Annotated in this window: 20 protein-coding genes, 2 tRNA genes and 1 CRISPR repeat array; of the genes, 7 read left to right on the forward strand and 15 right to left on the reverse strand. The window is 40.7% G+C overall.

The window, feature by feature from the left end; genetic code table 11:
• Positions 1-5: 5 nt before the first annotated feature.
• From frr to B9T20_RS01810, 6 genes are all read right to left on the reverse strand, one after another.
• Complete coding sequence (gene frr / locus B9T20_RS01785) at positions 6-551, reverse strand: ribosome recycling factor (RefSeq protein ID WP_094489543.1); 546 nt, start codon at positions 549-551, stop codon at positions 6-8.
• A gap of 49 nt (positions 552-600) precedes the next feature.
• Positions 601-1,320: a UMP kinase gene (gene pyrH, locus B9T20_RS01790; RefSeq protein ID WP_094489544.1), complete on the reverse strand. Its 720-nt coding sequence runs from the start codon at positions 1,318-1,320 to the stop codon at positions 601-603.
• Between the two features lie 87 nt (positions 1,321-1,407).
• Complete coding sequence (gene rnr, locus B9T20_RS01795) at positions 1,408-3,831, reverse strand: ribonuclease R (protein WP_094489545.1); 2,424 nt, start codon at positions 3,829-3,831, stop codon at positions 1,408-1,410.
• On the reverse strand, positions 3,824-4,834 hold the full coding sequence (lpxK, locus tag B9T20_RS01800; protein WP_094489546.1) for a tetraacyldisaccharide 4'-kinase: 1,011 nt from the start codon (positions 4,832-4,834) through the stop codon (positions 3,824-3,826). Before lpxK ends, rnr begins: the two co-directional genes overlap by 8 nt.
• Positions 4,834-5,235 carry a regulatory protein RecX gene (locus B9T20_RS01805; RefSeq protein ID WP_094489547.1) on the reverse strand — a complete coding sequence of 134 codons (402 nt, stop codon included), beginning with the start codon at positions 5,233-5,235 and terminating at the stop codon, positions 4,834-4,836. Before B9T20_RS01805 ends, lpxK begins: the two co-directional genes overlap by 1 nt.
• Positions 5,232-5,807 (reverse strand): hypothetical protein, encoded by a 576-nt coding sequence (locus B9T20_RS01810; RefSeq protein ID WP_094489548.1) that lies wholly within the window; start codon positions 5,805-5,807, stop codon positions 5,232-5,234. Before B9T20_RS01810 ends, B9T20_RS01805 begins: the two co-directional genes overlap by 4 nt.
• 92 nt (positions 5,808-5,899) lie before the next feature.
• On the opposite strand from B9T20_RS01810, the gene B9T20_RS01815 reads away from it, so the two are divergent.
• Positions 5,900-7,525, forward strand: coding sequence for an FMN-binding glutamate synthase family protein (locus B9T20_RS01815; protein ID WP_094489549.1), 1,626 nt, complete (start codon positions 5,900-5,902; stop codon positions 7,523-7,525).
• A gap of 72 nt (positions 7,526-7,597) precedes the next feature.
• On the opposite strand, the gene B9T20_RS01820 is transcribed toward B9T20_RS01815, so the two are convergent.
• The 5 genes from B9T20_RS01820 to proC are packed head-to-tail and all read right to left on the reverse strand — an operon-like array spanning position 7,598 to position 13,519.
• Positions 7,598-10,492, reverse strand: coding sequence for an FAD-binding and (Fe-S)-binding domain-containing protein (locus B9T20_RS01820; protein WP_094489550.1), 2,895 nt, complete (start codon positions 10,490-10,492; stop codon positions 7,598-7,600).
• An 11-nt stretch (positions 10,493-10,503) separates the two neighbouring features.
• Positions 10,504-11,628: a cell division protein ZapE gene (zapE, locus tag B9T20_RS01825; protein WP_094489551.1), complete on the reverse strand. Its 1,125-nt coding sequence runs from the start codon at positions 11,626-11,628 to the stop codon at positions 10,504-10,506.
• The gene (gene tadA, locus B9T20_RS01830; RefSeq protein ID WP_094489552.1) at positions 11,628-12,122 is read right to left on the reverse strand and encodes a tRNA adenosine(34) deaminase TadA; all 495 of its coding nucleotides are present in this window, start codon (positions 12,120-12,122) and stop codon (positions 11,628-11,630) included. The genes zapE and tadA overlap by 1 nt, the downstream gene beginning before the upstream one ends.
• Positions 12,123-12,683, reverse strand: a complete 561-nt coding sequence (locus tag B9T20_RS01835; protein ID WP_094489553.1) for a YggT family protein — start codon at positions 12,681-12,683, stop codon at positions 12,123-12,125.
• Positions 12,683-13,519, reverse strand: a complete 837-nt coding sequence (proC, locus tag B9T20_RS01840; protein WP_094489554.1) for a pyrroline-5-carboxylate reductase — start codon at positions 13,517-13,519, stop codon at positions 12,683-12,685. Before proC ends, B9T20_RS01835 begins: the two co-directional genes overlap by 1 nt.
• Positions 13,520-13,681: 162 nt before the next feature.
• Here proC and B9T20_RS01845 point away from each other — a divergent pair.
• The 4 genes from B9T20_RS01845 (at position 13,682) to B9T20_RS01860 (ending at position 18,623) form a co-directional block, all read left to right on the forward strand.
• Positions 13,682-13,757, forward strand: a tRNA-Gly gene (locus tag B9T20_RS01845).
• Positions 13,758-13,822: 65 nt separating this feature from the next.
• Positions 13,823-13,898: transfer RNA gene (locus tag B9T20_RS01850), tRNA-Gly, on the forward strand.
• Positions 13,899-14,195: 297 nt separating this feature from the next.
• On the forward strand, positions 14,196-18,092 hold the full coding sequence (locus B9T20_RS01855) for an autotransporter outer membrane beta-barrel domain-containing protein (RefSeq protein ID WP_094489801.1): 3,897 nt from the start codon (positions 14,196-14,198) through the stop codon (positions 18,090-18,092).
• 81 nt (positions 18,093-18,173) lie between these two features.
• Positions 18,174-18,623, forward strand: a complete 450-nt coding sequence (locus B9T20_RS01860; protein ID WP_018122272.1) for a YaiI/YqxD family protein — start codon at positions 18,174-18,176, stop codon at positions 18,621-18,623.
• Here the strand turns inward: B9T20_RS01860 and B9T20_RS01865 are convergent.
• Positions 18,620-19,093, reverse strand: a complete 474-nt coding sequence (locus B9T20_RS01865; RefSeq protein ID WP_094489555.1) for a hypothetical protein — start codon at positions 19,091-19,093, stop codon at positions 18,620-18,622. The two genes, B9T20_RS01860 and B9T20_RS01865, sit on opposite strands and share 4 nt — an antisense overlap.
• Positions 19,094-19,223: 130 nt before the next feature.
• Positions 19,224-20,032: direct repeats of the CRISPR family, unit length 28 nt; unit sequence TTTCTAAGCTGCCTGTGCGGCAGTGAAC.
• A 133-nt stretch (positions 20,033-20,165) separates the two neighbouring features.
• Here B9T20_RS01865 and B9T20_RS01870 point away from each other — a divergent pair.
• A complete protein-coding gene (locus B9T20_RS01870) occupies positions 20,166-20,555 on the forward strand; it encodes an Arm DNA-binding domain-containing protein (RefSeq protein WP_094489556.1) in 390 nt (129 codons plus the stop codon).
• Entirely contained in the window at positions 20,552-21,370 is an 819-nt protein-coding gene (locus tag B9T20_RS01875) for a site-specific integrase (RefSeq protein ID WP_063454804.1), read from the forward strand. Before B9T20_RS01870 ends, B9T20_RS01875 begins: the two co-directional genes overlap by 4 nt.
• A gap of 64 nt (positions 21,371-21,434) precedes the next feature.
• Here the strand turns inward: B9T20_RS01875 and B9T20_RS01880 are convergent, their stop codons facing one another.
• The 3 genes from B9T20_RS01880 to B9T20_RS01890 all read right to left on the reverse strand — a co-directional run bounded on the left by B9T20_RS01880 (position 21,435) and on the right by B9T20_RS01890 (position 26,502).
• Complete coding sequence (locus B9T20_RS01880; RefSeq protein ID WP_063454805.1) at positions 21,435-21,911, reverse strand: hypothetical protein; 477 nt, start codon at positions 21,909-21,911, stop codon at positions 21,435-21,437.
• A 250-nt stretch (positions 21,912-22,161) separates the two neighbouring features.
• On the reverse strand, positions 22,162-22,890 hold the full coding sequence (locus B9T20_RS01885) for a CPBP family intramembrane glutamic endopeptidase (protein ID WP_094489802.1): 729 nt from the start codon (positions 22,888-22,890) through the stop codon (positions 22,162-22,164).
• A 414-nt stretch (positions 22,891-23,304) separates the two neighbouring features.
• Entirely contained in the window at positions 23,305-26,502 is a 3,198-nt protein-coding gene (locus tag B9T20_RS01890; RefSeq protein ID WP_094489557.1) for a tetratricopeptide repeat protein, read from the reverse strand.
• Position 26,503: the final 1 nt, after the last annotated feature.

Raw genomic sequence — 26,503 nt, forward strand, 5'->3', positions numbered from 1 at the left:
TGCAATTAGATCTCCATCAACTCTTTTTCTTTTGATGCCAATACCGCATCGACTTCAGAGATCATCGCATCCGTTAATTTTTGGATGGCATCTTCACCACGACGCACGTCATCTTCAGAGATTTCTGCATCTTTCAATTTTTGATTCGCATCACGGCGGATGTTACGAATGGCCACTTTTGCGCCCTCGCCTTCACCTTTTACCACTTTAACCATATCGCGACGACGCTCTTCTGTTAATGGTGGCAATGGAATGCGGATCAAAGTTCCTGTGGTGGATGGGTTTAAGCCTAAATCGCTCATGATGATGGCCTTTTCAATTGGGCCCACCATGTTTTTATCCCAAGGCGTTACGCCCAATGTACGTGCATCTAAAACACTGACATTCGCCGCTTGACTCAAAGGCGTTGGCGTTCCGTAAAACTCCACTTCAATGTGGTCTAACAAGCTTGTGTGTGCACGGCCTGTTCTTAACTTTTGCAATGCATTTTTCAAGCTTTCAATGGAGAGACTCATGCGATGCTCAGCATCTTTTTTAATGTCATTGATCATATTTTGCTTCCTTATTGACGCAATAGATTAAATACTCAAATGGATTGAATTATTCTGTCACCAATGTACCGATGTCTTCGCCGCACACAGTGCGCACTAAGTCACCTGGATTGAAGATATTAAAGACGCGAATCGGTAATTTATTCTCGCGGCACATCACAAGGGCTGTGGCATCCATGACGCCTAAATCTTTAGCCAATGCTTCTTTATAGCTCACTTGGTCATAACGCACAGCATCTGGATCTTTATTTGGATCAGCAGAATATACGCCATCGACTTTTGTGGCTTTAAGCATGATGTCAGCATTCACTTCAATCGCACGAAGGGCCGCGGCAGAATCCGTGGTGAAAAATGGATTGCCGGTACCGGCTGCAAAAATCGTCACACGTTTTTTCTCTAAGTGACGCACCGCACGGCGACGAATGTACTCTTCACACACTTCATTGATGCGAATTGCACTCATCACACGCACGTATACATTGCGTTTTTCCAATGCATCTTGTAAAGCCAATGAGTTCATCACTGTGGCAAGCATGCCCATGTGATCACCCGTCACGCGATCCATCCCTTTGCTCGCTAAACCTGCGCCGCGGAAAATGTTGCCACCACCAATCACCACGCCCACTTCGACGCCGATTGAGTTAAGCGATTGAATCTCGTCTGCAATTCGACCGATTGTTTCAGGTTCAATACCATAATTCCCTGATCCCATTAACGCTTCACCGCTTAACTTAAGTAAAATACGTTTATACTTAGGGGGCTTATTCATAATCCTTAATCCTTACACTAGTTGATGACACAAAATAACTCGGCATTTTAAAACATTTCATTGTGAATTAATAGCAATGACTCAATATTAAGACGACTTCTTCGCTTTTCTGCGAGTGCCGCGCTTTTTGAGTTGACCGGGCTTGGCAACCTTAACGGCGGTGACCTTCTTTTTACCGCCTTTGCGTTTCTCTTCACGTTTTGGCTTAGACGATTGCTTGCGATTCGCGCGATCCGATTGTTTTGCGGCCGCAATCTCTGTAAAGATCTTTTCACGCTCTTTTTTGGTGAGTTTTGGATTTTTTGGCAATGAGATCAAGTCAAAATCAATGAATTTGGTTTCAGGATTAGCATCTAACACGCGCACCACCACTTCATCATTGAGTTTGAGCACTGTGCCGGTTTTCTCGCCGATTAAACGATAACGCACATCATCAAAATGGAAGTAATCACCCGGTAATTTAGACATGTGCACCAAGCCTTCAATGAAGATTTCCGCAAGCTCCACAAACACGCCAAACTTCGTCACGCCAGAGATGCGACCATTTAACACTTTGCCAATGAACTGCTGCATGTATTCACATTTAAGCCAAGAGACCACATCTGCCACTGCATCATCCGCACGACGTTCCATTTCCGATAAGCTTTCACCCAATCCTGTCATGATTTTTTCATTGTATGGATATTTCACGCCTTCACCTTGCGCTTTGTGGATCAAATATTTAATGCCACGATGCACAATTAAATCGGGATAACGGCGAATCGGTGAGGTAAAGTGCGCATAATGGGTCAAAGATAGACCAAAGTGACCTTCATTGGCTGGTTGATACACCGCCTGGGCCATCGAGCGTAACATCATGGTTTGAATGATGTCAAACTCAGGCAAATCGGCCGCTTCAGCCAATGTACGGGCAAAATCACGCGGTTCAGGCGCATCGCCACCTTCGACGCCTAAATTGTATTCCACCAAAAAGCGGCGCAATTTTGTCAAACGCTCTTCAGGGGGTTTAGCATGCACACGATACAAGGTCGGAATTTCATTGCCTTCTAAGAAAGTCGCCGCCGCAATGTTCGCCGCAATCATGCACTCTTCAATGATCATGTGGGCTTCGTTGCGCACACGGAATTCGATCTTATCAATCAAGCCTTCATCATTATAGAGAATCTCAGTTTCTTTGGTTTCAAAGTCAATGGAGCCACGTTGATCACGCGCTTTACGCAACACTTTATACAATTGATAAAGATTTAAGATGTGCGGCATGATTTGCGCATAGTCATCTTGAATCGGGCTGTCTTCCCCGATCAATTCTGCCACCAACTCATATGTTAAACGTGCATGAGAGCGCATCACGCCTTCAAAAAATTCAAAGCTGATCATCTCACCGGTTGGCGAGATCAACAATTCACACACCATGCACAAACGATCCACATCCGGATTTAATGAACACAAACCGTTGGATAATTTTTCAGGCAACATCGGAATCACGCGATCCGGAAAGTAAACCGAAGTCCCACGCGTAATGGCATCGCTGTCAATGGCATTGCCTAAACGCACATAATGGGCAACATCGGCGATCGCAACATACAATTTAAAGTTACCATCTGCCACTTTTTCAGCATAAACGGCATCATCAAAGTCACGAGCGGTAATGCCATCGATGGTGACCAATGGTAAATGGCGATAATCTTTACGCCCCACTTTATCTTCTTCTTTAACCTCATCGGCGATCGTTTGTAAAAGCGCATCAGTGGCTTTTGAAAACTCATGGGGCAATTGATGCTCCATAATCGCTTGAATAATGGCGATGTCTTTGGTCATTTTACGGCCAAACACTTCTGTCACTTTTGCAGCAAAATTACCTTGATCAAGCCCTTTTTGATCAATTTCAATTTTCACAAGGTCATGATTTTTTGCACCTTTTAATTGATCCTCTAACACCAAAAAGTGTTGGGTGATCTTACGGTTTTCAGGAATGGCAAGGGCTGAACCATCGTATAAAGAGATGCGGGCTATGATCTCATGTAAATGGCGTTGAATGACGCGAATCACGCGACCTTGACGCATGGATTTAGAGCGAAAAATACCTGTGACTTGCACTTCCACTTCATCGTGATGCATCACATTGCGGCAATCTTTGGGTGAGACATAAATGGTATCTTCACCTTTGACTGTGACATAACCATGGCCTTCCACTGAGCCTTCAAACGTGCCAATGACTGTTGTCGTGCCCGTCACCGGTAAAAACTCTTGACGATGATTACAATGGAGCTGCCCTGCTCGCTGCATGATGAACAAACGATTGCTCAAGGCTTCTAACTGCCAATTCTCGGTTAAATTAAAGAGTGCTGCGATTTCATCAAATGTCACCTTTTCTGCCGCAGTCAATAACGCTTGAATGAATGCACGACTGGGAATGGCATGGGTGTATTTTTCTTGTTCTTGTTTAAAATTCGCATCATTTTGTACGTAATCGCCAAAATATGCGCGTTGTTCTTGTGTTAATTTAGACATTGAGTCTCCTTTCTTTAAGGCTGACTGAGTCAACCTCTTTTTGAATACAGTGTGTGATGTGTGTGATCAGCGCTTCCGGCAGTGTCGTCTCTAACGGCACCACAAAGACCGCACGATCTTTTAAAATGTGTGTGCATTTAACGGCATCTTTTTCCGTCATCACAATCGGATCACGCATCATGGCAAAATCTTGTGCACAAAATGCATGATGATCATTGAAGGGATACGGGGTGATGTGAACACCTTGAGCCTTTAAAGCACGAAAGAAATTATCGGGGTGCGCAATGCCAGCCACCGCGCTTGCATGGGTTAAATTGCACCAGTTTGTTGTTATTGTGGGCTGATGTAATGGATATGGCAAACCTAAGGTTTGTTTTAGATCATAACATCGATCAATATAGGGGGTTAAGTCATCACATGGCACTTTTGAGACAATCGCTGAAACCGAAGCTAAACGATGGACCGGTTCACGAAGCGGGCCTGCCGGCATCACATAACCATTACCAACACCTTGTTCGCCAATGACGGCAATCTCAAAATCTCGGGCAAGTGCATAATGCTGTAAACCATCATCACTGATGATGACATCGACATTCGGATGGGCTGTCAATAATGCAAGACCTGCTTGATGACGATCGGCACACACCGCCACCGCCACACCTGTTTTTTCACGGATCAAATAGGGTTCATCACCCATCATATGAGGTGATGATGCGGCATCTGCAACGATGCATCCTTCACTCGTTCGACCATAGCCACGTGAAATCAAGCCGACACAATACCCTTTTTTTTGCAAAGCTGCAATTAAAGCAATCGTCACAGGCGTTTTTCCGGTGCCGCCAACATTGATATTTCCCACCACAATGACTGGCACGGGCAAGCGTTTGACAGCTGCCAATTTTTTATGCATCACGCGGCGCGCCACCGTTTGATACAACCAAGAGAGCGGTAAAAAAAGATGCGCCAATAAACCTTTGTGTTGCCAAAATTTGGGCGCTTGCATTAAAAACCTCGGCGATAGAGCGCCGCCTTCACTTTCAGTTCAGGTTTTGCCCCAATTTTACGAAGTGCAATGGCTTTAGCTGCTTTAAAATCAGCAGCCTCTAATGCAATGTTGATTAAGTCGCTTGGCACTTGATGTTGCTTCAATTGCATGGTGATGCGATGCGGGCCATAGCCCAAATTGGCTTGGTTGCGAGCAAACATCTCAGCAAAGCGCTCAAGGCTCACGTAATTGTGCTCATGACAAAAAGCGAGCACCTTTGGCAATACATCCTCAGGGCAGCCTTTGGTGGTGAGTTTTTGTGTCAACTCCACAATGCTGTGTTCACGGCGCATCAATAAATTTAAGGCGCGTTCTTGCCAGTAACGCAGCACTTTTACAGGATCATCATGTTCTGTCATGGTTTGGTGTACTTCTCTGCATTTTTCATCATGCTCGCTAAAATTTCTTCAATGGAGCGATTTTGAATGCTTGGCTTGGTTAATAAAGTTTTGTTTGAACGCACCGGCAATTGCGGCACCGGCTCATCACGGATGGGCGTCATCTCTTCGATGCCGCTCTTTTTAGGCATCACTTGCACATAAAACTCAGGCAATTTCCAAGCTTTTGTGGAGATGGTATTTAAGTGATTCTCAAGGGTTTGACGCACCTCTTTTTGATGATAAAGCTTAAAATGATTCATGGACAATGGATCAAGCGCCCCGATGATCCAAAAACGTTTGCCTAACGAGGCCACAAACAATCGCCCCTTTAATTTTTTGGGTAAAAACTCCTGAAACCACGGCTCAACATAGGCCAACTGACGGGCTCTTCGCAATTGTATTTTCAAATCCTGATCATTTAAATCATTTGAATAAATGAGCTTAGCCACAGCTCTGTCTGCACTATATCTATGATTACTAAAAGGAATGCTCGGAATGGATTGATAGTCCCATTCATTCTCGGGTGCCGCCTTTTTACTCTTTGACAACATTTTAACTACAAATCCTTATAATTTAAAACAATTTAGCGTATGATAGCGCCCATCATTCTAAGCCATTATCACCATTTATCAAAGGAGATATCATGACCGCCGTTGCATACATTGGGCGCTATTCCCTCTTCATACTTGCAATTGTCGTTGCCTTCGTTTCTATCATCTTCCATTTCCCACTGGGTAAAGTGGTTTTTGGGGTTGCCCTCGTGCTGATTTTCATCGGCATTTTGGACATCTCGCAAAAGACTTATGCGGTGCGCCGCAACTACCCGATTTTGGGCAACTTGCGTTATCTTCTTAAACATTTTCGTCCTGAGATTCGTCAATACTTCATTGAATCTGACTCTGAAGCGGTGCCATTTACCCACGGACAGCGTGAATTGGTATACAACCGTTCAAAAAATCACAACTCAAATCGCGCCTTTGGGACGATTCAAAATGTATATGAAAAAGGCTTTCAATTCATCAACCATTCCATGGCGCCTGTACCAATGCCTGATCCAAATGGCTTTCGCGTCACCATTGGTGGCAGTGAGTGTAAACAGCCTTACAGCGCTTCGATCTTTAACATCTCAGCCATGAGCTTTGGTGCATTGAGTGCCAATGCAGTGCTGGCGTTAAATGGCGGCGCAAAATTGGGTAACTTTGCCCACGATACCGGCGAAGGCAGCATCAGCCCTTACCACTTAGAAAATGGTGGCGATTTGATTTGGGAATTGGGCAGCGGTTACTTTGGCTGTCGCACTGAAGATGGCCATTTTGACCCTGAAAAATTCCGTGAAAAAGCCCGTTTGCCACAAGTGAAAATGATTGAAGTCAAAATCAGCCAAGGCGCTAAACCTGGCCACGGCGGCGTTTTACCGAAAGATAAAATCACCAAAGAGATCGCCGAAACACGCGGCGTGCCGATGGATCGCGATTGTATTTCACCGGCCACGCACTCTGCTTTCTCAACGCCCATTGAGTTATTGGAATTCATTCAACAACTGCGTGAACTGAGCGATGGCAAACCCGTTGGCTTTAAATTGTGCATTGGACATGCTTGGGAGTTTGCGGCCATTGTTAAAGCGATGCTCAAAACCGGCATTTTACCTGATTTTATCGTGGTTGATGGGAAAGAAGGCGGCACAGGCTCTGCCCCGATTGAATTTGCCGATCACATTGGCTCACCGCTGCGTGAAGGCTTACTGTTTGTACACAATACATTGGTGGGCGCGAACTTACGTGATCAAATCAAGATTGGTGCAAGCGGTAAAATCATCAGCGCCTTTGACATTGCCCGCACCATCGCCATTGGCGCAGACTGGGTGAACTCCGCACGTGGCTTTATGTTTGCCTTAGGTTGCATTCAATCATTGAGCTGCCATACAAACAACTGCCCAACAGGCATTGCCACGCAAGATTTGATGCGTCAAAAAGGCCTCGATGTCACCAATAAGAAAAACCGCGTGTATAACTATCATCGCAATACACTCCATGCGCTTGCTGAAATGTTGAGTTCTGCCGGTATTTCCAATGTTCATGAGTTAGAACCGCATCATTTGGTATTGAGAACCACAGACAATGAGGTGCGCCTCTTCTCTAACACTTATTATTACTTAGAACCCGGCGCGTTACTCAAAGATGAAATTGCCAGCCAATACTACTCAACTGTGTGGAATGAAGCACAAGCTGAAAGCTTCGCTCCCACTAAAAAATGTGTGGGCTGCTGTTAAGACTCTATCTTTTTAACGCCATTAAAAAAGCCTCGTTTGAATAGACAAACGAGGCTTTTATTTTAAGCTGAATTACGCCAGTGCACGACGCAATACGCTCACAGGATGCAATGCATTGACGCCTGAGAAACGTTCAACTTGTGTCCGACATGAAAAACCGGTCGCCATGATGTGATCTTTCGCCTCAATGCCATCGATCTTCACGCGCCAAGATTGATCATAAATCTTCTCAGACAACGCAGCTTGTGCGCTTAAATGGCCAAATGCGCCGCTCATACCGCAGCAACCTGTGGCCACCACTTCGACCGTTAAGCCTAAACCTTTAAACACTTGCTGCCACAATGTGGGCGCATTCGGCACAGAGGTTTTTTCCATACAGTGACTCATCAAATAATAGGTCGCTGCTGTGGCTTTCGGTAAGGATTCAACATTTGCCAAGTATTCTGCCAAAAACTCTTGCACAAGGCGCACATTGGTATCCGCACCAAAGAGCTGCTTATAATCTTTGCGATACATCACAGTGATCGGCGGCTCAATGCCCACCATCGGCACACCCAATTTTGACAATTGCATCAACATCTTATATTGCTGCTGTGCTGAACGCTTAAACTGATCTCGCATGCCGAGCACATGATACGCTTTACCAGAATTCTGATACGGCGCCAAAAAGACTTTAAGCCCCAATTGATGCAACACTTCAATGCAATCTTTGAGCACATGGCCATCAAAATATTCCGTCAATGCATCTGGCACGATGATCACGCTGTGCTTAAGGTCGAATTGTGCAGGTGTTAAGCGCTCAACATCGGCAATGGTCCATTGCGTCACTTTTCCTGATTTCACCAATGCCGCCACACCATTGTCTTGGGGCATTGTGGCATCCACCAAGCCGATTTTTTGCATGATGCTTTTGGTCATCGGCAATTTAAAAAGCGGGTTGGTGAGGTTTCGCATCTGATACAACATCGGCGCACGCTCTTCAGACTGCGCTAAAATCGTGTGCACCAATGGTCGTTTACGGGTTTGATAATACACTTCCATAAACTGTGAGCGGGCATTGGGAATATTGATCATCACCGGGCATTCAGAGGTACAAGAGCCGCAACTTAAACAAGTTTCTAAAGCTTTGAAAATCTCTTCTTCAAATTCCGGTGTATTTTTATCGGTACAACGACGGCGCTCCCACTCTTTAATGAGCATCGCGCGCCCTTTAGGCGATTGCACACGATCACGCGTTGCTTTATAACTTGGGCACATCGGCGAATGGACATCATAGTTAAAACAAGCGCCATTACCATTACAGAAGTTAATGCGACGATACTCATTCCACATCTCTTCGGTGATCAATGCATCAAACTCACCGCGCATTGGGGTTGAGTCAATTTTTTTAAGGGTGGCATCCGTCATCTCTAACGGCGCAGCAATTTTCCCAGGATTCATCTGATTGTGCGGGTCAAAGGCAGATTTAATGGCGCGAATCACGGGATAAAAATCCCCAAAGAACGGTTCGCAATATTCAGAACGCACCCCTTTACCGTGTTCACCCCACAATACGCCTTTATATTTTACGCACAAATCATACACTTGATCACTCACCAAGCGAATCATCGCGCGATCTTCCGGCGTTTTTAAATCAAGCGCCGGGCGCACATGCAATACGCCAGCATCCACATGACCAAACATACCGTACATGAGGTTTTGTGCATCTAACACGGCTTTAAATTCTGTGATGAAATCTGCCAATGCTTCTGGCGGCACTGCGCAATCTTCCACAAATGCCATGGTTCTGCGCTCACCTTTAATATTGCCAAGTAAACCAACAGCGCGTTTTCTTAAACCATACACATCTTTGATCGCCGCTTCCCCTTGAATCACATTCGAGGAGAGCAATGCACCGTATTGACTCTCTTGCATATAGGTTGCAAATTTTGCCACAGAATCTGCCAATTCAGCTTCATCATCACTGTTAAATTCCACCAATAAAATGGCTTTTAAACGATCAAAATCCACGCCTTTAAAATGGTGCTGATTCACCTCCCAAACATAATCGTTTTGGGCGCGTTCCACCACGCGATCATCCAACACTTCAATGGAAGTGGGCGTTACGGGTGCATTCATCAAATAACTGGAATGTCTTAAAGCGGCGATGAAATCATCATAGCTTAAAATCACGAGCGTGCGATATTTTGGGATCGGCAAAACATTGAGCGTTGCTTCTGTCAAAATGCCCAATGTGCCTTCTGCGCCACACAAAAGATGTTTTAAATTGTGGGTGTCATCTTCATAAAAATGTTTGGCATCATATCCTGTCATAGAGCGATTGAGCTCAGGGAAATGCGCATTCATGCTCTCCACATTTGGGGCAATGAGATTGGCGACCGTCTCACTCAATGGGTTATTTTGAGTTGTGTCAATCGGCGTACCATTTGGCAAAAAGCCTTTTAAGGCAATCACATGATGGCGCGTTTTCCCATACGTGAAACTCCCTTGCCCCGATGCATCTGTATTGATCATCCCGCCGATCGTTGCGCGGTTTGATGTGGATAATTCAGGGGCAAAGAAAAAACCATGGGGTTTTAAAAAGGCATTGAGCTGATCTTTCACCACGCCTGTTTGTACCGTCACTTGATGCTTTTCAGCATCAAAACTTAAGATCTGATTCATGTGACGAGAGAGATCTAAAATGATCCCCGTATTCAGAGATTGTCCATTGGTGCCTGTGCCGCCACCTTTTGCCGTGATGTTCACATCTTTGTGTTCAGGCTTTGCCAACAGCGCGGTCACAATCGCCACATCTTCACTGTTTTTGGGATACAGTACAGCAGCGGGCTTGACCTCATAAATGGAGTTATCCACCGAATGCACCAAGCGCGATGCTTCGCTGACTTCTATTTCCCCTTGAAATGGCGTTTGACGCAACGCGTGAATGTACTGCTCTATGGTTTGTTCAGAAATAGAAGGACTCATCTTTTTCTCCCTTATGCCTGGCGTTTCGGTTGATGTAAATAGGTTTCTGACTGCATTTCAATGAGGCGACTGACGGTGCGATCAAACTCAAAATCTAAAGCATTGGTGCCTTTGGTTTCATAAAGCTCTGCAAGATTCGTCTCAGCGCCGATGATGATTTTAACACCTTGATCATAAAACTCATCGATCATAATCACAAATCGGCGCGCCTCATTTTGACGATCCCGATTTAAAATCGGCACGCCACTTAAAAATACGGTGTTGTAATCAGCGGCCAATTGAATGAAATCTTGTGAGGCACGCGGCTTTGCACACGCCTCTTTAAACGTGAACCATGTGGCATCATTGCCTACTTTAAGCATCTCAAAGGCATGACCATTGACATCGCGGGTGATCGGCCCTTGACTGTGGCCGGCAAGCTCATCAAAGGCTTGTTCAAAATGCGCAATCTGTGCATCCACAGAGCCTGTGAACCACACATCCGCCGATTCTAAATGGCGCATGCGATAATCTTTATCACTGTCTAAAGGCACAGACACCAAACGTTTTTTAATGATCTCAATGGCTGGCAAGAATTTATCGCGCTGCAAACCATTTTTGTACAATTCATCTGGTTCACGGTTTGAGGTTGTGATGAAGAAAATACCTTCATCCAATAAAGATTCTAATAAGCGATACAAAATCATGGCATCGGTGATGTCAATCACGTGGAATTCATCAATGCACAGCACTTTACATTTTTCAGCATAGCGCTTGGCCACCAATTTTAATGGATCACTCTCCCCTTGAAAGCTTCTGAGCTCATTGTGCACATCTTGCATGAAATGGTAATAGTGATTGCGAATTTTTGGCACATTGATGTTGTGATAAAACAGATCCATCAAAAATGTTTTGCCGCGCCCTACGCGCCCATAAATATAAATACCGCGCGGATCTGTATATTGCTTGGCTTGATCGGGTACTTTTTTGGTGAGTTTTTGGAAAAATGATAATTTGCGTTGATCCACAACCGGTGCATCGTTCTCAATTTTCGCTTTTAAGCGATCGTACTCTTCGGCCACGCGCAATTGAATCGGATCGACATTATAGCCGCGTGTTTCTATCTCCTTAAGATAGGCTTCCTTGATGGTTGACATTACTCCCTCCTACTGCTTTTTTGTTGTTGTCGTCTCTCTTTGAAAAACGACTGTATTAATGAGCGACACTCTTCGGCCAAAACCGCTTGCGTTATCATAACGCGGTGATTAAAAGAAGCAAAGGCATTGACGTTCAATTGTGTACCAAGCGCACCATGGCGAGAATCCCCTGCCCCAAAGATGATGCGTTTTAAGCGACTGTGCACAAAGCTACCAGCGCACATCATGCAAGGCTCTAATGTCACATAAAGTTCACAATCAATGAGCCGATAATTATTTAAAGCTTGCCCTGCTCTACGAATGGCGACGATTTCAGCATGTGCCGTTGGATCATTGGTGGTGATCGATTCATTAAAGCCGCGGGCGATGATTTGCCCATCTTTGACAATCACAGCGCCAATGGGAATCTCACCAATGGCGGCGGCCTTTGCCGCTTCCACCAACGCTTCACGCATGAATGCTTCATCCTGCGGCTGCATTTTTTCTGCCATCATCTACAAACCCCAATTGAGCAAAAAGGATTTAACGATGTATAAGCCAGATTGCACCAACATGATGGCCAATAACACCGCCAATGGCTTAAAATCGATGTTGCGATAACGCAATGTGAAATTAAATAGACGCATCAACGGCGCCGTTAAACGGCCCAACACATCGAGCACAATGCGGGCATTTGGCGATTCTCTAAACCAGCTGCACAGCGACACACCAATGATGGCATAAAAGTAGATGGTTAAAATATCTTGAAGAATTTCAATTAAAATGAGCCCAAGCACAATCAAAGGCGAGAGCGCAAGACGCATCAACAGCATGATGAGCACATATTTAATGATGCCTGCCAACACAACCACCAGCATGCAAGACCAATCCCAACTGCTAAAAACCGGCGTGATTCTACGAACCGGCAATACAATTGGGTTGGTGACACGCACCAATACTTGAATCATCGGGTGAAAGAAGTTGACCTTCACACATTGCAATAAAAAACGCAGCAACACCAAAAAGCTGATGCAGTTAAACACCAACTTAATGATAAATTCTAATAATCCTGTCATCAGTGTTCCTCACCTTTAATGGTTGTTTCTAAAGCTTGAGCAAGTGCTTCACTGCGTGCAACGGTTGCCGTCATGGCAGCGGTCACCACCTTGAATAATGCATCATTGTCTTTAAAGACGGCCATCGCTTGCTCTGTGGTGCCTTTTGGTGAACAAATGCTTTGAATTAAATCAGGTAAAGAGACATCACCTTGAGCGGCCAATTTGGCGCTGCCGAGCATCGTTTCAATGGCCATGTGCGTGGCTTCTTCTGGATTTAAACCCATTTGTGCACCCACTTGCCCGATGATTTGTGCAAAATAGAAAAAATATGCAGGGCTTGAACCGGCAACTGCAATCACCGCGTTGATTAAGGATTCTTCCTTCACCCATGTTGCCATGCCGCATCCTTCGAACATCTCTGTGACACAGTTAATGCGATCAGCCGTCATGTAAGCATTGGCATATAAGCCCGTCACGCCATGGCCAACCTTTGCTGCCATGTTTGGCATCGCGCGCACAATGGGTAATTCATCGATCGGCAATAATTGTGTAATGGACGACACTGTGACGCCGGCGGCAATTGAGATCACCACTTGATGCGGCTGAATGTGCCCCGCCATCTCTGGCAATAAGGCTGCAAAGCCTTGGGGTTTAATGGCAAGGACAATGTAATCCACTTCTGATAAAAAATAGCGGTAATGCTCAAATGTGTTGATGCCATATGTCGATGAAAGATGCATTTGACGATCAACACTCGGATCGGCCACAAAAATGGATGCGGGCAAAAATCCCTTCACTAAGCCTGCAATGATGCCTTCAGCCATATTGCCACCACCGATGAATCCTATTTTCATGCCTTGTCCTCTAATAAATGAATGTGGGGTTTGATTTTACAAGAGAGCGCGTAAAGTTGGTAGTTGGCAATCAAAAATGGTGCATAAATCAAAAAAAATTACACTTTGCGCAATCTTTGAGCAGACAAGGCCTGAAAAAGTTGTATAATGCACACCTCTTCTGCGGGAATAGCTCAGTTGGTAGAGCACAACCTTGCCAAGGTTGGGGTCGCGAGTTCGAGTCTCGTTTCCCGCTCCAAATTAAATCCTTAGAAATAAGGTGATGTGATGAAGACCAAATCATCATTATCCACAACGCTTTTTGCGGGAATAGCTCAGTTGGTAGAGCACAACCTTGCCAAGGTTGGGGTCGCGAGTTCGAGTCTCGTTTCCCGCTCCAATTTTTAAGCCCTTCTTTACGAAGGGCTTTTTTATTGCCTAAAATTTCTCATTCCATTCTTTCCTTATCTATATTTCTTTACATTCATCATCATTGTTTTGAGTAAAAAACATTTATTTTGCGCATTTATTATACAAGAAAAAATTATATTTTGTTTATTTTCATATAGATATAAAAAATACGATAATTCAATACGATTTGACACAGATCATTATTTACATTTCTATACTAATCTAGCTATGGAGCCGATTTAACTTAAAATTAATTAACAATATTTGGATAAATGTAAACTACAGTATGAATAAAGTATTTAAAATTGTGTGGAGCATGGCACTCAATCAATGGGTGGTGACTTCCGAATTGGGCAAATCACACCAAAAATCTAAATCAACCACTGTGAAGGCGGCTGTTGCTGGCGTTGTGGCATTGATGGGTGCAAATGCATTCGCAGAAACTAAAGGCATCAATGGTTTTGAAGGCTTTAAACCTGCACCTCAAAAAGGTGATTTGGTGATTTTAAACAATAACCAAACCCAGGATGTGCCTTCTGAACATTACAAACCTGCCAGTGGCGTTCGTTATGATGAAAAAATCAGTGGCGATAAAAATGTATACTTTGGCGCGACAGACATTCAATATAAGCCCATTTTAGGCGCTAAAGATCCCAGTTATGATCCATATGCAGATCACTCAGGTGAACCTAAATATGATCATAATGGTTATTTGAGCCCATTCAGTAAAGGCGATCGTTATGGTCGTGACATCCATTTAGTGTCTAACAATGGTGCAGAAAATGATTTTAAAGGCGACATTTATGTGACGCCAGGCGTGAATCTCTACATCGGGGATCATCAAACTGCCTCTACAAATCTGTTAGGTCAAAACAATGACATGATCGTTGAAGGCTATACCCTTGTCACCATTGACAACTCAACGGAAACCTTAAAGAACTTAACATTTAAAAATAATGATTCTGCCAAGCGCATTGAGAACACACGTTGTGAAGGCACCAATACACCAGCAAGCTGTGACAACTCATACAATGGTTCAAATGGTGATGCATTAGGCTATGACATTAATCATGCTTATAACAATGGCATGCGTCCACATGATCCGATTTATGATGAAGGCGGCGGTGCTTTTTATATCCGTGACAAGGCTAATTTAACGGTGACGAACAATGTTGAATTTTCTGGTTCAACACCAGGGGCTGGCGCTGACTTTAATGCCAGCAGCAGTCGTTTTACCTTTCAAAAAGAGACCAACTTTACCAATGGTTCACGTTTATTTGCCAGTCGTTCAAAAGGTACATTAGAAGGTGCAGCCAACTTTAATGGTCATGGTGCAGGTTTACATGCCAATGATGAATCAAACATTCACATCACCAAAGAGACTTGGAAAGGTGGATCTGACTCATCTAAAGATAAAGGCTATAACACTGTTTCCACAGGCAGCACGATCAGCGCAGATCACGGCATTGAGTTCCATAATCAAAGCATCACCATCAATGATGGCTTAAGCTTTGTACAAGAATACATTGGTACAGATCCTGAGACCGGTGAATACTTATATAAAATCAATACAAGTTTCCCCCAGCGCTCTGAAGGTTATGCAAAAAAAAGCACACTCAATGTGGGCACAACAAATCATAAAGCCGATTTCACCCTTGCAAGTGGTGATAACATTTTCAATGTCATCAACAGTGATGTGAATGTGCATGGTAATTTTACTGCAAAAGATAATGACAACTTAAGTTTCTCCATGATCCATGGTGCACTCAATGTAAAGGACACTATTTCATTGTCCGCAAATGATGCAGAATTGGTCATCATCAACAGCACCATTCAGGCGAATGATTTCATTGTTGACAATGCAAATAAAAACGAAAAAAGCGCATTCTTAGGCAATACTTTGGACATTGCAGGTGATTTCACATTGACAAATCACGCCCAAATTTATGATGCCAGCTATTTTGATGGCTCAAATGATGATCGTAAATTCAATGCACCTGGCCTTAAATCGCCTGAAAAATATGAGCTCACCTATGATCAATTAATCAACTTTTTAAAAGATGATGCCGCCGCTGCCATTGATGTTGATGCCGCTGCATCTTTAACAGCCAACAATGTCAATATGCGCAATGCAGCCATTTATAAAACAGCTGGCGATGTTACAGTCAAAAGCACTATGAACGTGCTGGATCAAGCAGAATTTACCGCAACAAAAGGTGACATCAACATCGGTGAACAACTCGCTGTTACCAAAGGCGCTAAATTAGCCACGATTGATGGCAACATCACTTTAAGTGATGCCAAAGGCTCACAAGTAGATGGCACGCTTGGCATTGCTGAAGGTAAACAATTTGATTTGACTGCCGGAAACCTCATCATTGATGGTCAGCAGTATGAATTTTTAGGCACATTGAATGTCGCTGATGGCGCAACGTTACAATTCAATGGCGCCGCTGATTTAACCAAAGAGAGTGCTCGTTTTAATAACAAAGGTACGATCACTGCCCTTTCCGGTGCAAAATTGGGACAAACGTTGAACGATGGCAGCATCCATGCTTACGCTAACAGCGAATTTGGTCATGTCACCAACAATGGCATCATTCAACTTGCTGGCGCGAACGACAATGGCACTGCTGACCGTGGTAAAGTGACGTTTAATGGCAATTACATTGGTAATGGCGGTACATTGGTATTTGGCGCAGTCAATGCAGATAACATCAAGCGCAATACGACAACTGATGGCGCTGAGGTTAATCCTTTTGATACAACGCATAAAGATTTATTGATCATCACAGGTGATGCATCTGGCAATACGAATGTGATCGTACAAAAAATTGAAGGTCAATTTACAGATCAAGGAATTTTACTCATCAATGTCCAAGGCACCAGTGAAGCAACCGCTTTCCAATTAGACCCCAGCCGCCGTGTACGTTCTGGCGTGACTGACTTTACAGCATTGGAAAAACGTGGCAATGATTGGTATTTAGTGGGCAGCACTGAGTTTAAGCCTTCCATTCCATGGACACCATTAGAACCTGCAAATCCAATCGAGAAACCTGAAGAACCAAGTAAGCCGGTTGACCCGCAGCCTGAAGAGCCGAGCAAGCCAGTTGATCCACAGCCTGAAGAACCAAGTAAGCCGGTTGATCCTTGTGATACTCGTTCAAGTGCGGATACTTGTGCAGCACCTGCACCCACCCCTGAAGAAGATGAACCTCAGCAGGATGAAACGCCTGTTGCCCCAACGCAACCTAATGATGCACAACCAAAACCTGAGCCCATTTATAGCCCAGAAACGGTTGCTTATTTGTCACAACATGCAACCGCTAACCACATGTTTAACTTAAAATTCCATGATCGTCTCTATTTACCGGGTGAAAATGGCGTTTGGGTTCATGCACAAGCAGGTTTTAATAAAATGCGTTCAAGTTTAACGCAAGATATTTCTGCCAAAATGGATTACTACACCATTCATATTGGTAAAGATTTGGTGGAAAACGAATTGTATCAATTTGGTGTAATGGCAGCTTATGGTCATGCATCGGGGACAAGCCGCAATCATCGTCATGGCATCAAAGCAGATATGGATAGCAATGGTTTTGCCGTGGGTGTTTATGGTTCATACACGCCAACAGAACATCGCTATGTTGATGCATGGGTACAATATGCTTATTTACGCAACAAAGTGACAGGAGAGAAATCTTCCTCAGAGAAATATAATTCAAAAGGTTTATTGGCCTCGATTGAAGCAGGTTATGCCTTTAATATTTCTGAAAACTCTTACTTCCAACCACAAGTGCAATTGACTTATATGGGCGTGAAGTCAGATCGCCATGAAGAAGCAAATGGCAATATTGTGACCAGTAATAGTGGTAATGTACAAATTCGTGTGGGTGCGCGTGTTTATGGAGATAAAACGCTCTTCAATGGCTCAACAACGCCATATATGGAGCTCAACTATTTCCACAATACCAAACCATTTAAAGTGAATGTACAAAATGGCAATGGCATGACCACCATTAGCCAACAGAATGCACGCGATATTTATCAAATTGAAGTGGGCTTTACCAGTCAATTGAATAAAGATCTTCGTTTAACGGGTGGCGTTTCTTATGCGCAAGGTAAAAAGAGACAAGACTACCGTGATACAAAAGTGCGTTTAGATTTACGTTATAATTTCTAAATTCCTGAAAACACACAGCCCTTCTTTACGAAGGGCTTTTTATTCTCTATCATCTGAGCTTTCCATTGTAAGGATCAAACCATGACCATTTGGGTGGATGCCGATGCGTGTCCAAAAGTGATCAAAGAGATTTTATACCGTGCGGCTAAACGCACCTCAACCATGCTCTATTTAGTGGCGAACCAAAACTTATCCGTGCCCGCTTCCCCGTTCATCCGCTCTTTGACGGTGCCTCAAGGCTTTGATGTGGCTGACCATGAAATTGTCGCACGCATCAATGCTGGTGAATTGCTCATCACGGCAGACATTCCACTTGCCGCCGATGCCATTGCAAAAGGTGCTTTGGTGATCACACCACGTGGCGAACCTTTAACGAAAGAGACGATTGGTTCACGTTTAAGTTTACGCAACTTTATGGATGAATTACGCTCAAGCGGCGTACAAACTTCAGGCCCACCGCCTTTATCACAAAAAGAGCGTCAACAATTTGCCAACGCGCTTGATCAATGGCTACAAATGCAACAGTCTTAACTGCCACTTGTCCCAAAATATTCATTATTCACCCAGCCGCGTTTATACAACTGACCACTGAATAAACGCCCAAGCACATAACCACAATAATGTTTAAATGTGTCTGAGATTTCATTTTTATTTTCAATTTCTGCATTTACCCCGATGTCCATCACGCCATTATCGTACATATCGATGGACATCTTAATGTTCACAGAATTGTTCCATTGTGTGCTACCGCCTGTATTGCTATTGGCATCGACAAAAACGGGCAATGACGTAATGAATGAATTCTCAACACACACAAACGTGGTACCAACACTTTTTAAAAAATGACCGATGATCATTTTAACGCTTTTGGTAATGTCATTGAGTGCAGATTTATCATATTGCTGACCAATGGTGTGCGTCGCCATTCTTGTCCATTCTTGTGATGCTGTAATCTCAGCAATTAAGCCATCGAGATCTTCATTATTCAAATGCATATGCATAATATTCTCCTTAGTATTCATACGTTAAGTTATTTGATATCGTTATGACGATTATTAGCACATTATATTTTTATGCTTATCTTTCATCTAATCGTGCAAACTATAACATTTATCAATTTTTCTGCAATTTTTTCTAAGCTGCCTATGCGGCAGTGAACGATCATGTGTTAGCTTTGTCTTGTTGTGCTTTTTTCTAAGCTGCCTATGCGGCAGTGAACAAATAGGCGCTGCATACTCAAAGATAATGAAGTTTCTAAGCTGCCTATGCGGCAGTGAACTGAATGAGATAGTGCTGCCCGTCGCGCTTCTCTTTCTAAGCTGCCTATGCGGCAGTGAACTGAAGTCTACGGCGTCAATTGCAATGTGGGTTTTTCTAAGCTGCCTATGCGGCAGTGAACGTGGTAGCCGTCCACTGCATCGACAAACATCATTTCTAAGCTGCCTATGCGGCAGTGAACACTTGCAGCAAGTCAAATTGATATTTTAGGCCTTTCTAAGCTGCCTGTGCGGCAGTGAACACTTGCAGCAAGTCAAATTGATATTTTAGGCCTTTCTAAGCTGCCTGTGCGGCAGTGAACTTTGCGTAATAAATCAGCGTTCCAATCGTAATTTTCTAAGCTGCCTGTGCGGCAGTGAACAAGCACGACGAATCAGAAATGCCAATGCGTTGTTTCTAAGCTGCCTGTGCGGCAGTGAACACCCTCTGCAATCACCTTGCAGAGACCAGCCGATTTCTAAGCTGCCTGTGCGGCAGTGAACAGACGCGTCTACGATTCTCAACCATGCTTGATTTTCTAAGCTGCCTGTGCGGCAGTGAACCGCCAAATTTAAACGAAACTACCTAGAGATTATTTCTAAGCTGCCTGTGCGGCAGTGAACAAGGACGAAATAGCCCGTAAAATCTTTGCTGATTTCTAAGCTGCCTGTGCGGGAGCTAATACCCGTTTCCGCTCGTTTCCTAACGACTTTCACCAATTGATATACCGTTATTCTTAATATAACATTGTTTCCTTACATTTCTATCAATGTGTATAAATCACTAATTTTAGAGGGTATTCAAAAGGGTATAAAAATGGCTAGAATTTCAAAACCATTAACCAATACACAAATTGCAAATGCAAAACCTAAAAACAAGTTATATCGCCTATATGATGGCTATGGACTATGCTTAAAAGTTACTCCATCAGGCACAAAAATTTTTGAATATAGATACGTTAACCCAGATACAGGTAAAGAAGATACATTCATTATTGGACAATATCCACTCATCTCTTTAGCTGAAGCACGTACAAAACATAATGAACTCAGAAAATTAGTTGTTATTGAGAAGATAAATCCTAAAAACACAAATAACAATGATTCATTTGAGCATATCTATAACGAATTCCATAAAATTTGGAGCCAATCCGTTATAAAAAAAATGCCAAGCAACAATATAACCTCATGTATACCTATTGTATGAAATATTTGGGTCATTTAAGCGTAAAAGATATTAAACCCCTTCATATCGTCAATGCATTGAAAGCTATTGAAGCTGCTGGATCTACAAGCCAAATTAAACGTGCAAAAACTGCCATCAGCAAAACATTCAAACATGCCGCAGGAAAAGGGCTCTGTAATAATAATCCAGTTGCTCTAATTAGTTTAGAATCTTTTAAACAGCATGTTGAACAACAACATCGAACCTTAAATCCTAAAGATATTTATAAATTACGAGAATTTATAAGTCATTCTAAAGCATCTTTAACAACACGTATGGCCACAGAATTTACCCTAAGAACATGCTGCCGCATCCAAAACGTTGTGCAATTAAAATGGAGCTATATAGATACTCAAAAAAATATCATTAGTATTCCAGCATCAATTATGAAGACCAGAGAACCACATCACATCCCTATTACCCCACAAATTCAAAATATTTTAGATATACAAAAAAATCAAAGTGAATATGTTTTTGCGTCTCATCAATCACATTTACGATCTACAACGCCAATCATGGCACTAAATACGAATAAGATTGAGACTTCTATTCATGGTTTAAGGCATCTAGCATCAACCATCCTCAATGAAACAAAGAGATTTGATAAGGATATTATAGAGTCCATTCTAGCTCATACTGATAGCGATAAGATCAGAGAAACCTATAACAATGCCCAATACCTACATCTTAAAAGAGATGCCCTGCAATTCTGGAATGATTTCATTGATAAATGTATTGATGCAGAAAGTAACTTAAAAGCCCTAGAGGACGAAAACATCATCATTATTGATAGGTAGCCTATAAATGAATAAACCCGCCATAGTTTTCACTATGACGGGTTCCAGTTACCTATTGTATATATCATAAACACTCATTTAAAATTAGTTCGCTTAAATCTAAAACCTTAAATATTGAAACAACTAGTTCTAGCTTTAATGTTAATGGTAAATTTTCATCATCACAGACTACCAACACTTGAGCCTCATGCCGTAAGAAATTTATCCCCCGCTGTATAACAACTGGAGCTAATTTATGTTCACCTTCTAAATTCCCAATAGCCCAAAAAATTGCGTTATGCTTTTCTTCAACATTTTGAGAACAAGCAAAAATAACATTAAACCAAGATTCAAAAATATATTTCACATCATTGGGCTCAATATCTTCAGCTTTATTGGTTAATCGTTCACTCCAATATTCCTTGTAATACTTCTCTACTAAATCTTTCGTAACCCCCTGTATACACTGATGTATTAAACAAATCTTTTTAATGTCTGGCTCTAACAGATCCGAAAAAATCTGTAGGCTTTCTATATTATTTTTTATTCCTGTAGCGATCATAATTCTATCCACTTCTTAAATAAATATAATTACATTCTGTATAAAAGATAGCCATTTTGTAGCTGGGGCGTATTTTAATACAAAAATATTTTTTTACTAGCTTTCATCTATTTAAGAAATGTTCTGTAAATTTAAGATAAACACAAAATATGCAAACTTTTCATACAATAAAAAATTGATTTATATCAAAAATTATACTTAAAGCACGGTGTTCATTTTTTATTCACTTGATTCAAAAAATCTTCATCATCTACTGAAAAAGTAATACAACTTGAGTATAAATAGCTCCCAAACCAAAGACATCAAAAAATGCATGAGCCAACATAAATGGCACTAATAAATTTGTTCTACGACGTATGAGAAGAAATACAACACCTAAAAGGGTGATGGCGATTGCACTATTTATGCCTTGATATGTATGAAAACTAAAACGAATCACCAAACTATAAAGATACATCCAGCCAAAATATTGACGAGGAATACAAAATAATAAGCCTAAAAAGAAGATCTCTTCATAAAAGCCATTAAGCAAAGAAAACACTATTAAATTGGGCGTAATATGATTGTGTAATACATCACTACTAGCGGCATTTTCTACTGATTGTGCCAATAGATCAGGAGCATTCCATAAATGTACGCCCCAATCATAAAAGTATGTCGCCATATCTGAAGCACAGGCAAATAAAATTGCTAGTGGCACAGTGTAATAATTGACACGAAAATTTAGCTGTTTAAAGTCGAATCGCCGCACTAGCAAATATATACCTGCGATTGATAAACTCATCAATTCAAGTGCTATATCCCAATAGTGATTGGATTGAATGAAAGATAAATCAAGCCCCGTTTGATCACCTACATTAGATAGATCTAAAAAGCTGATAGTGGATTGGATGATCGCTTGGCCAAAGAAAATAACCGTTAATACTAAAATATCCCAAATATTCAAATATGCATTTGTGAAGTATTTAGAACCATTCATTGAATCAATTCGCTTAGAGTTTACAACCATCTAAATACATACCCATAAATCTTAGACTTATAACTGATAACCATAAGAGATTTCAAGATATTGAATCTAATTTGGCTGCAATATATAAACAAATAGTTTATATGCCAATGCTTGAATTTCTTCTTTATGTTGCTGAATAACACGCTTAATGTTAATCCATCCCCTTTTTCTAAACTCGGAAGGCAGTTATGTCAACACCTACCCTTTTAGCTAAATCAGCATAAGTGATGTTTATATCTGGCGGAAGCGGATGGAGTATTACACCGCCACAAAACGATCAATAATTGCTTTATTCTTTGTTTATCAAAAACATACTAAATTACCCTAAAACATAAAACTTTATGTGGTTGGATCTCTTTTGGTACAAAATGACCCTTTAAAATACTATGGTAATGAAATTCTAATATCATATTTTTCATCTTTAACATTTGGTGATACAAAGCCAAAAAAGTCAGCTAAGTAATTTAGCAATAAACTCTTTAAATTTTCATCATCAGTAATTTCCACATTTTCTAAACAAAAATGCTTTCGTAAACCATAAATAGACTGATGAATAAGGTAAAGAAACTCCTTTCCTTCCATATTCTTTTCAAATTCATATTGATTGTTAATTAGTATTATATCTGGAGTGCCAATCTCCTTCTTCTCCATATGAATAGATGAAACCTTTTCAAAAGAAAGTGCTATATATAAAATGGGAATCTGCTCCTTACAATATTCTTGCAATTGTGGAGAATATAAAAAAAATTGTATTGGGCAAGAAATATTTGAAAAAATAAGTTTAGTCGTAATAAAGTCTGATATTTCATTAATAAAAAGAATCAAAGCAATCGCTAGTTTTTGACATATCAATTCATCTTCATAGACTGTTATTTGTAAATTAATTTTTTCAGATATTACTGTGGTGAGTATCACTGCTTCATCTATTGTTCGATACGAAAAGAAACTCAATTTTTGAGATAATTCTTCATAAATAATATCAAGCTCATCTTGCCCTAACAGCTCCCTGGACTGTTCGATTATAATCCCCAATAAACTATAAGAATACTTTATACCGCCAACTTTATTTATCATTAACTGTACAATTTCTAAGAAAAACTCTTTTCCTGCTTTGCTTTCTACTCTATTGCAATAATTTACTAACTGAGATATCGCATCAACTGCATTTTGCTCACTAATGCCTTCTTGAGAAAGATATCTTGTAAATAAATTAACAGTATATTCTCTGATGGATACTTCCTCTGCATAAGAAATAATTATTTCCATGCAGTATGAAACATCTAAATTAATCCTCTCACAAAAAATCAATTGATTATTTATAAGATCTTTTACTTTAACTTGATCATTTTCTGTATGATAAATCTTAATAGCCTCTGAAATCATTTTTTGATATGCATGTGCAAACATATCTATCTCAGCGTAATGAGTTGCGCTCATAATAAAACTTTCTGCAGAATCTTTTGATCTTCCTAACAATAATAAGGTTTCTGCTTTATGTTCTAAAGCTTTTGCCATTCCATAACGAAATTCTGACTCCTGACATTTTTTGTATGATTTATCAGAAAATTCTAAGCTTAGTGCATAATCACCTTCCAATCTTTTCTCAGCCGATAGAATCCAATATATTCGTCCAACCTCTTTTAGTAAATTAGCCTCTAAAGCTTTACTAAGAGCTTCTTCATATATGTTTATAGCTTTTTCTTTATCACCAGAATCTCTAATTATATTTCCATAATTAATTAAATTAAGTACAACCTTGTCGCTTAACCCATATTTCTGACAGAATGCTATTGCTTGCTCACTGAACATTCTAGCTTTATCAAAATCTTCTTTCTCTCTATATATATGCGCTAAAGTACTTAATGTTACTGTTCTAACGAGCAAAACATTTGGTGATTTATCTAGATACTCTAATAGTTTTAATCCATACTCTTCTGCTAAATCTAATTTCCCCTTTATTTGAGATAGACAGGAAACAAAGTTTGAACAACTCATAATTATGCCTTGTTGTTCACCCAGTTCTACAAATAATTCATAAGCCTTTTTAGCTGTCTCTGCTCCTTTACGAAATTCTGAAAGATCCGTATATATTTTAGATATATTGCTCAGAACAAGAGGTTTTATCTCTTTAGAATATGTATCTAAATCATCAAAAATACGATCAACTATTTTTAATGCCTCTGAAATACAACCTATTTCTACATAATTAATTGCTTTGAATGTTAGAGCTGATACATATAGCTCGTGGTTCTCATGATTTAATAAATCTAGTGCCTTATCTACAAATTGTGTAGATTCATTTTTATTTCCTAGCAAATGGTGAATATGAAAAAAACAATAATATAAGTATCCCTCTTCAAAACTTGATTCAGCATACTCTTTTTTAATTTCCAAAAGCTCTAATGCAAATAATAAATCTCCAGACTCTACTAAGTAAGGAACAACTGCAAAGGCATATTTTTCAATTTTCTCAGGCTGGTTCTTTCTTAACAGATAAGTAGCATGAATTATTTTTTTTTCTGATAAATAGTATTCTCCTAACTGCTTTTGATAGACCGATAGAATTCCATTCTTTTCTAACTTCTCATGAATGAACTCTTCAAGTGAAGGATGAAATATCTCTAAATGCCCATCATTGTTTTTAACCAACTGATGAATTTCCTGAAGATCTTTTGCAACCTGTATTGGAGTTCTACCAGAGATTTGAATCAATTCTTTTATATTCACATAAGAATATGAAATAGCAATAAATATTAATTTTTCTTGCTGAATCTCCGACAAATTATTCCAAATTTCATTTTGAAATGCTTGCAAATCTGGCGGAATAGAATCTCTATTAAAATGAGAGTAATAAAAGAGATATAATGGATTCCCTTGAGATGAACTTATTAAATTATTTAAATCTAATTCACCAATAAAAATATCGTGACTCAATAAATATTGCCTAATTTCATCTTTTGTAAAAGAATTACAAGCATAAGAAGTAATTGGAAGATGCTCAAATAACTTATTATTTCTTACTAAAAAAAGGAAACTATTTTGGCCTTTTTCAAAACACATCAATTTCTCTGCTAACTCTTTACTTTGGTCACAATCATCAATAATAAAATGAATTTTAGACTGAATTTCAAGCAAACAAACTTGCATCCATTCAAGTGCTTCCTCCAAATTTGTGATTTCTAATAAACTATCATTATTAATACCTCTAACTTTATTAATCAAATACAATAAAACACTCAGAGATGATTTATTCTTTAAAGAGATATAAATAACTTTATCTGTAGTATTAGAAATTTGATATGCCAATGTACTTTTACCAATACCTGGTTCTCCATATAAAATCACTTGACCACTTTCTTCTAAAAACCTATTAATATCCTCTACTAGGCTTTCTCTAGTGATTAGCTTTTTAGCATCAAAATCAGATACAAGCATTCTGAAATAATCTAATGAATTACGTTCTGCCAATTCTTTCTGTTTCTCAATTCTTAAGAATTCTTGAACCTCAGAAGAGTCCTGAAGATAGAGATTTCCATTTACATTATAAATTTTTTCAGCATGCTGACTTTGAATTTCAACCACA

The organism is Wohlfahrtiimonas sp. G9077 (assembly GCF_002252155.1).
Classification (GTDB): Bacteria; Pseudomonadota; Gammaproteobacteria; order Cardiobacteriales; family Wohlfahrtiimonadaceae; genus Wohlfahrtiimonas.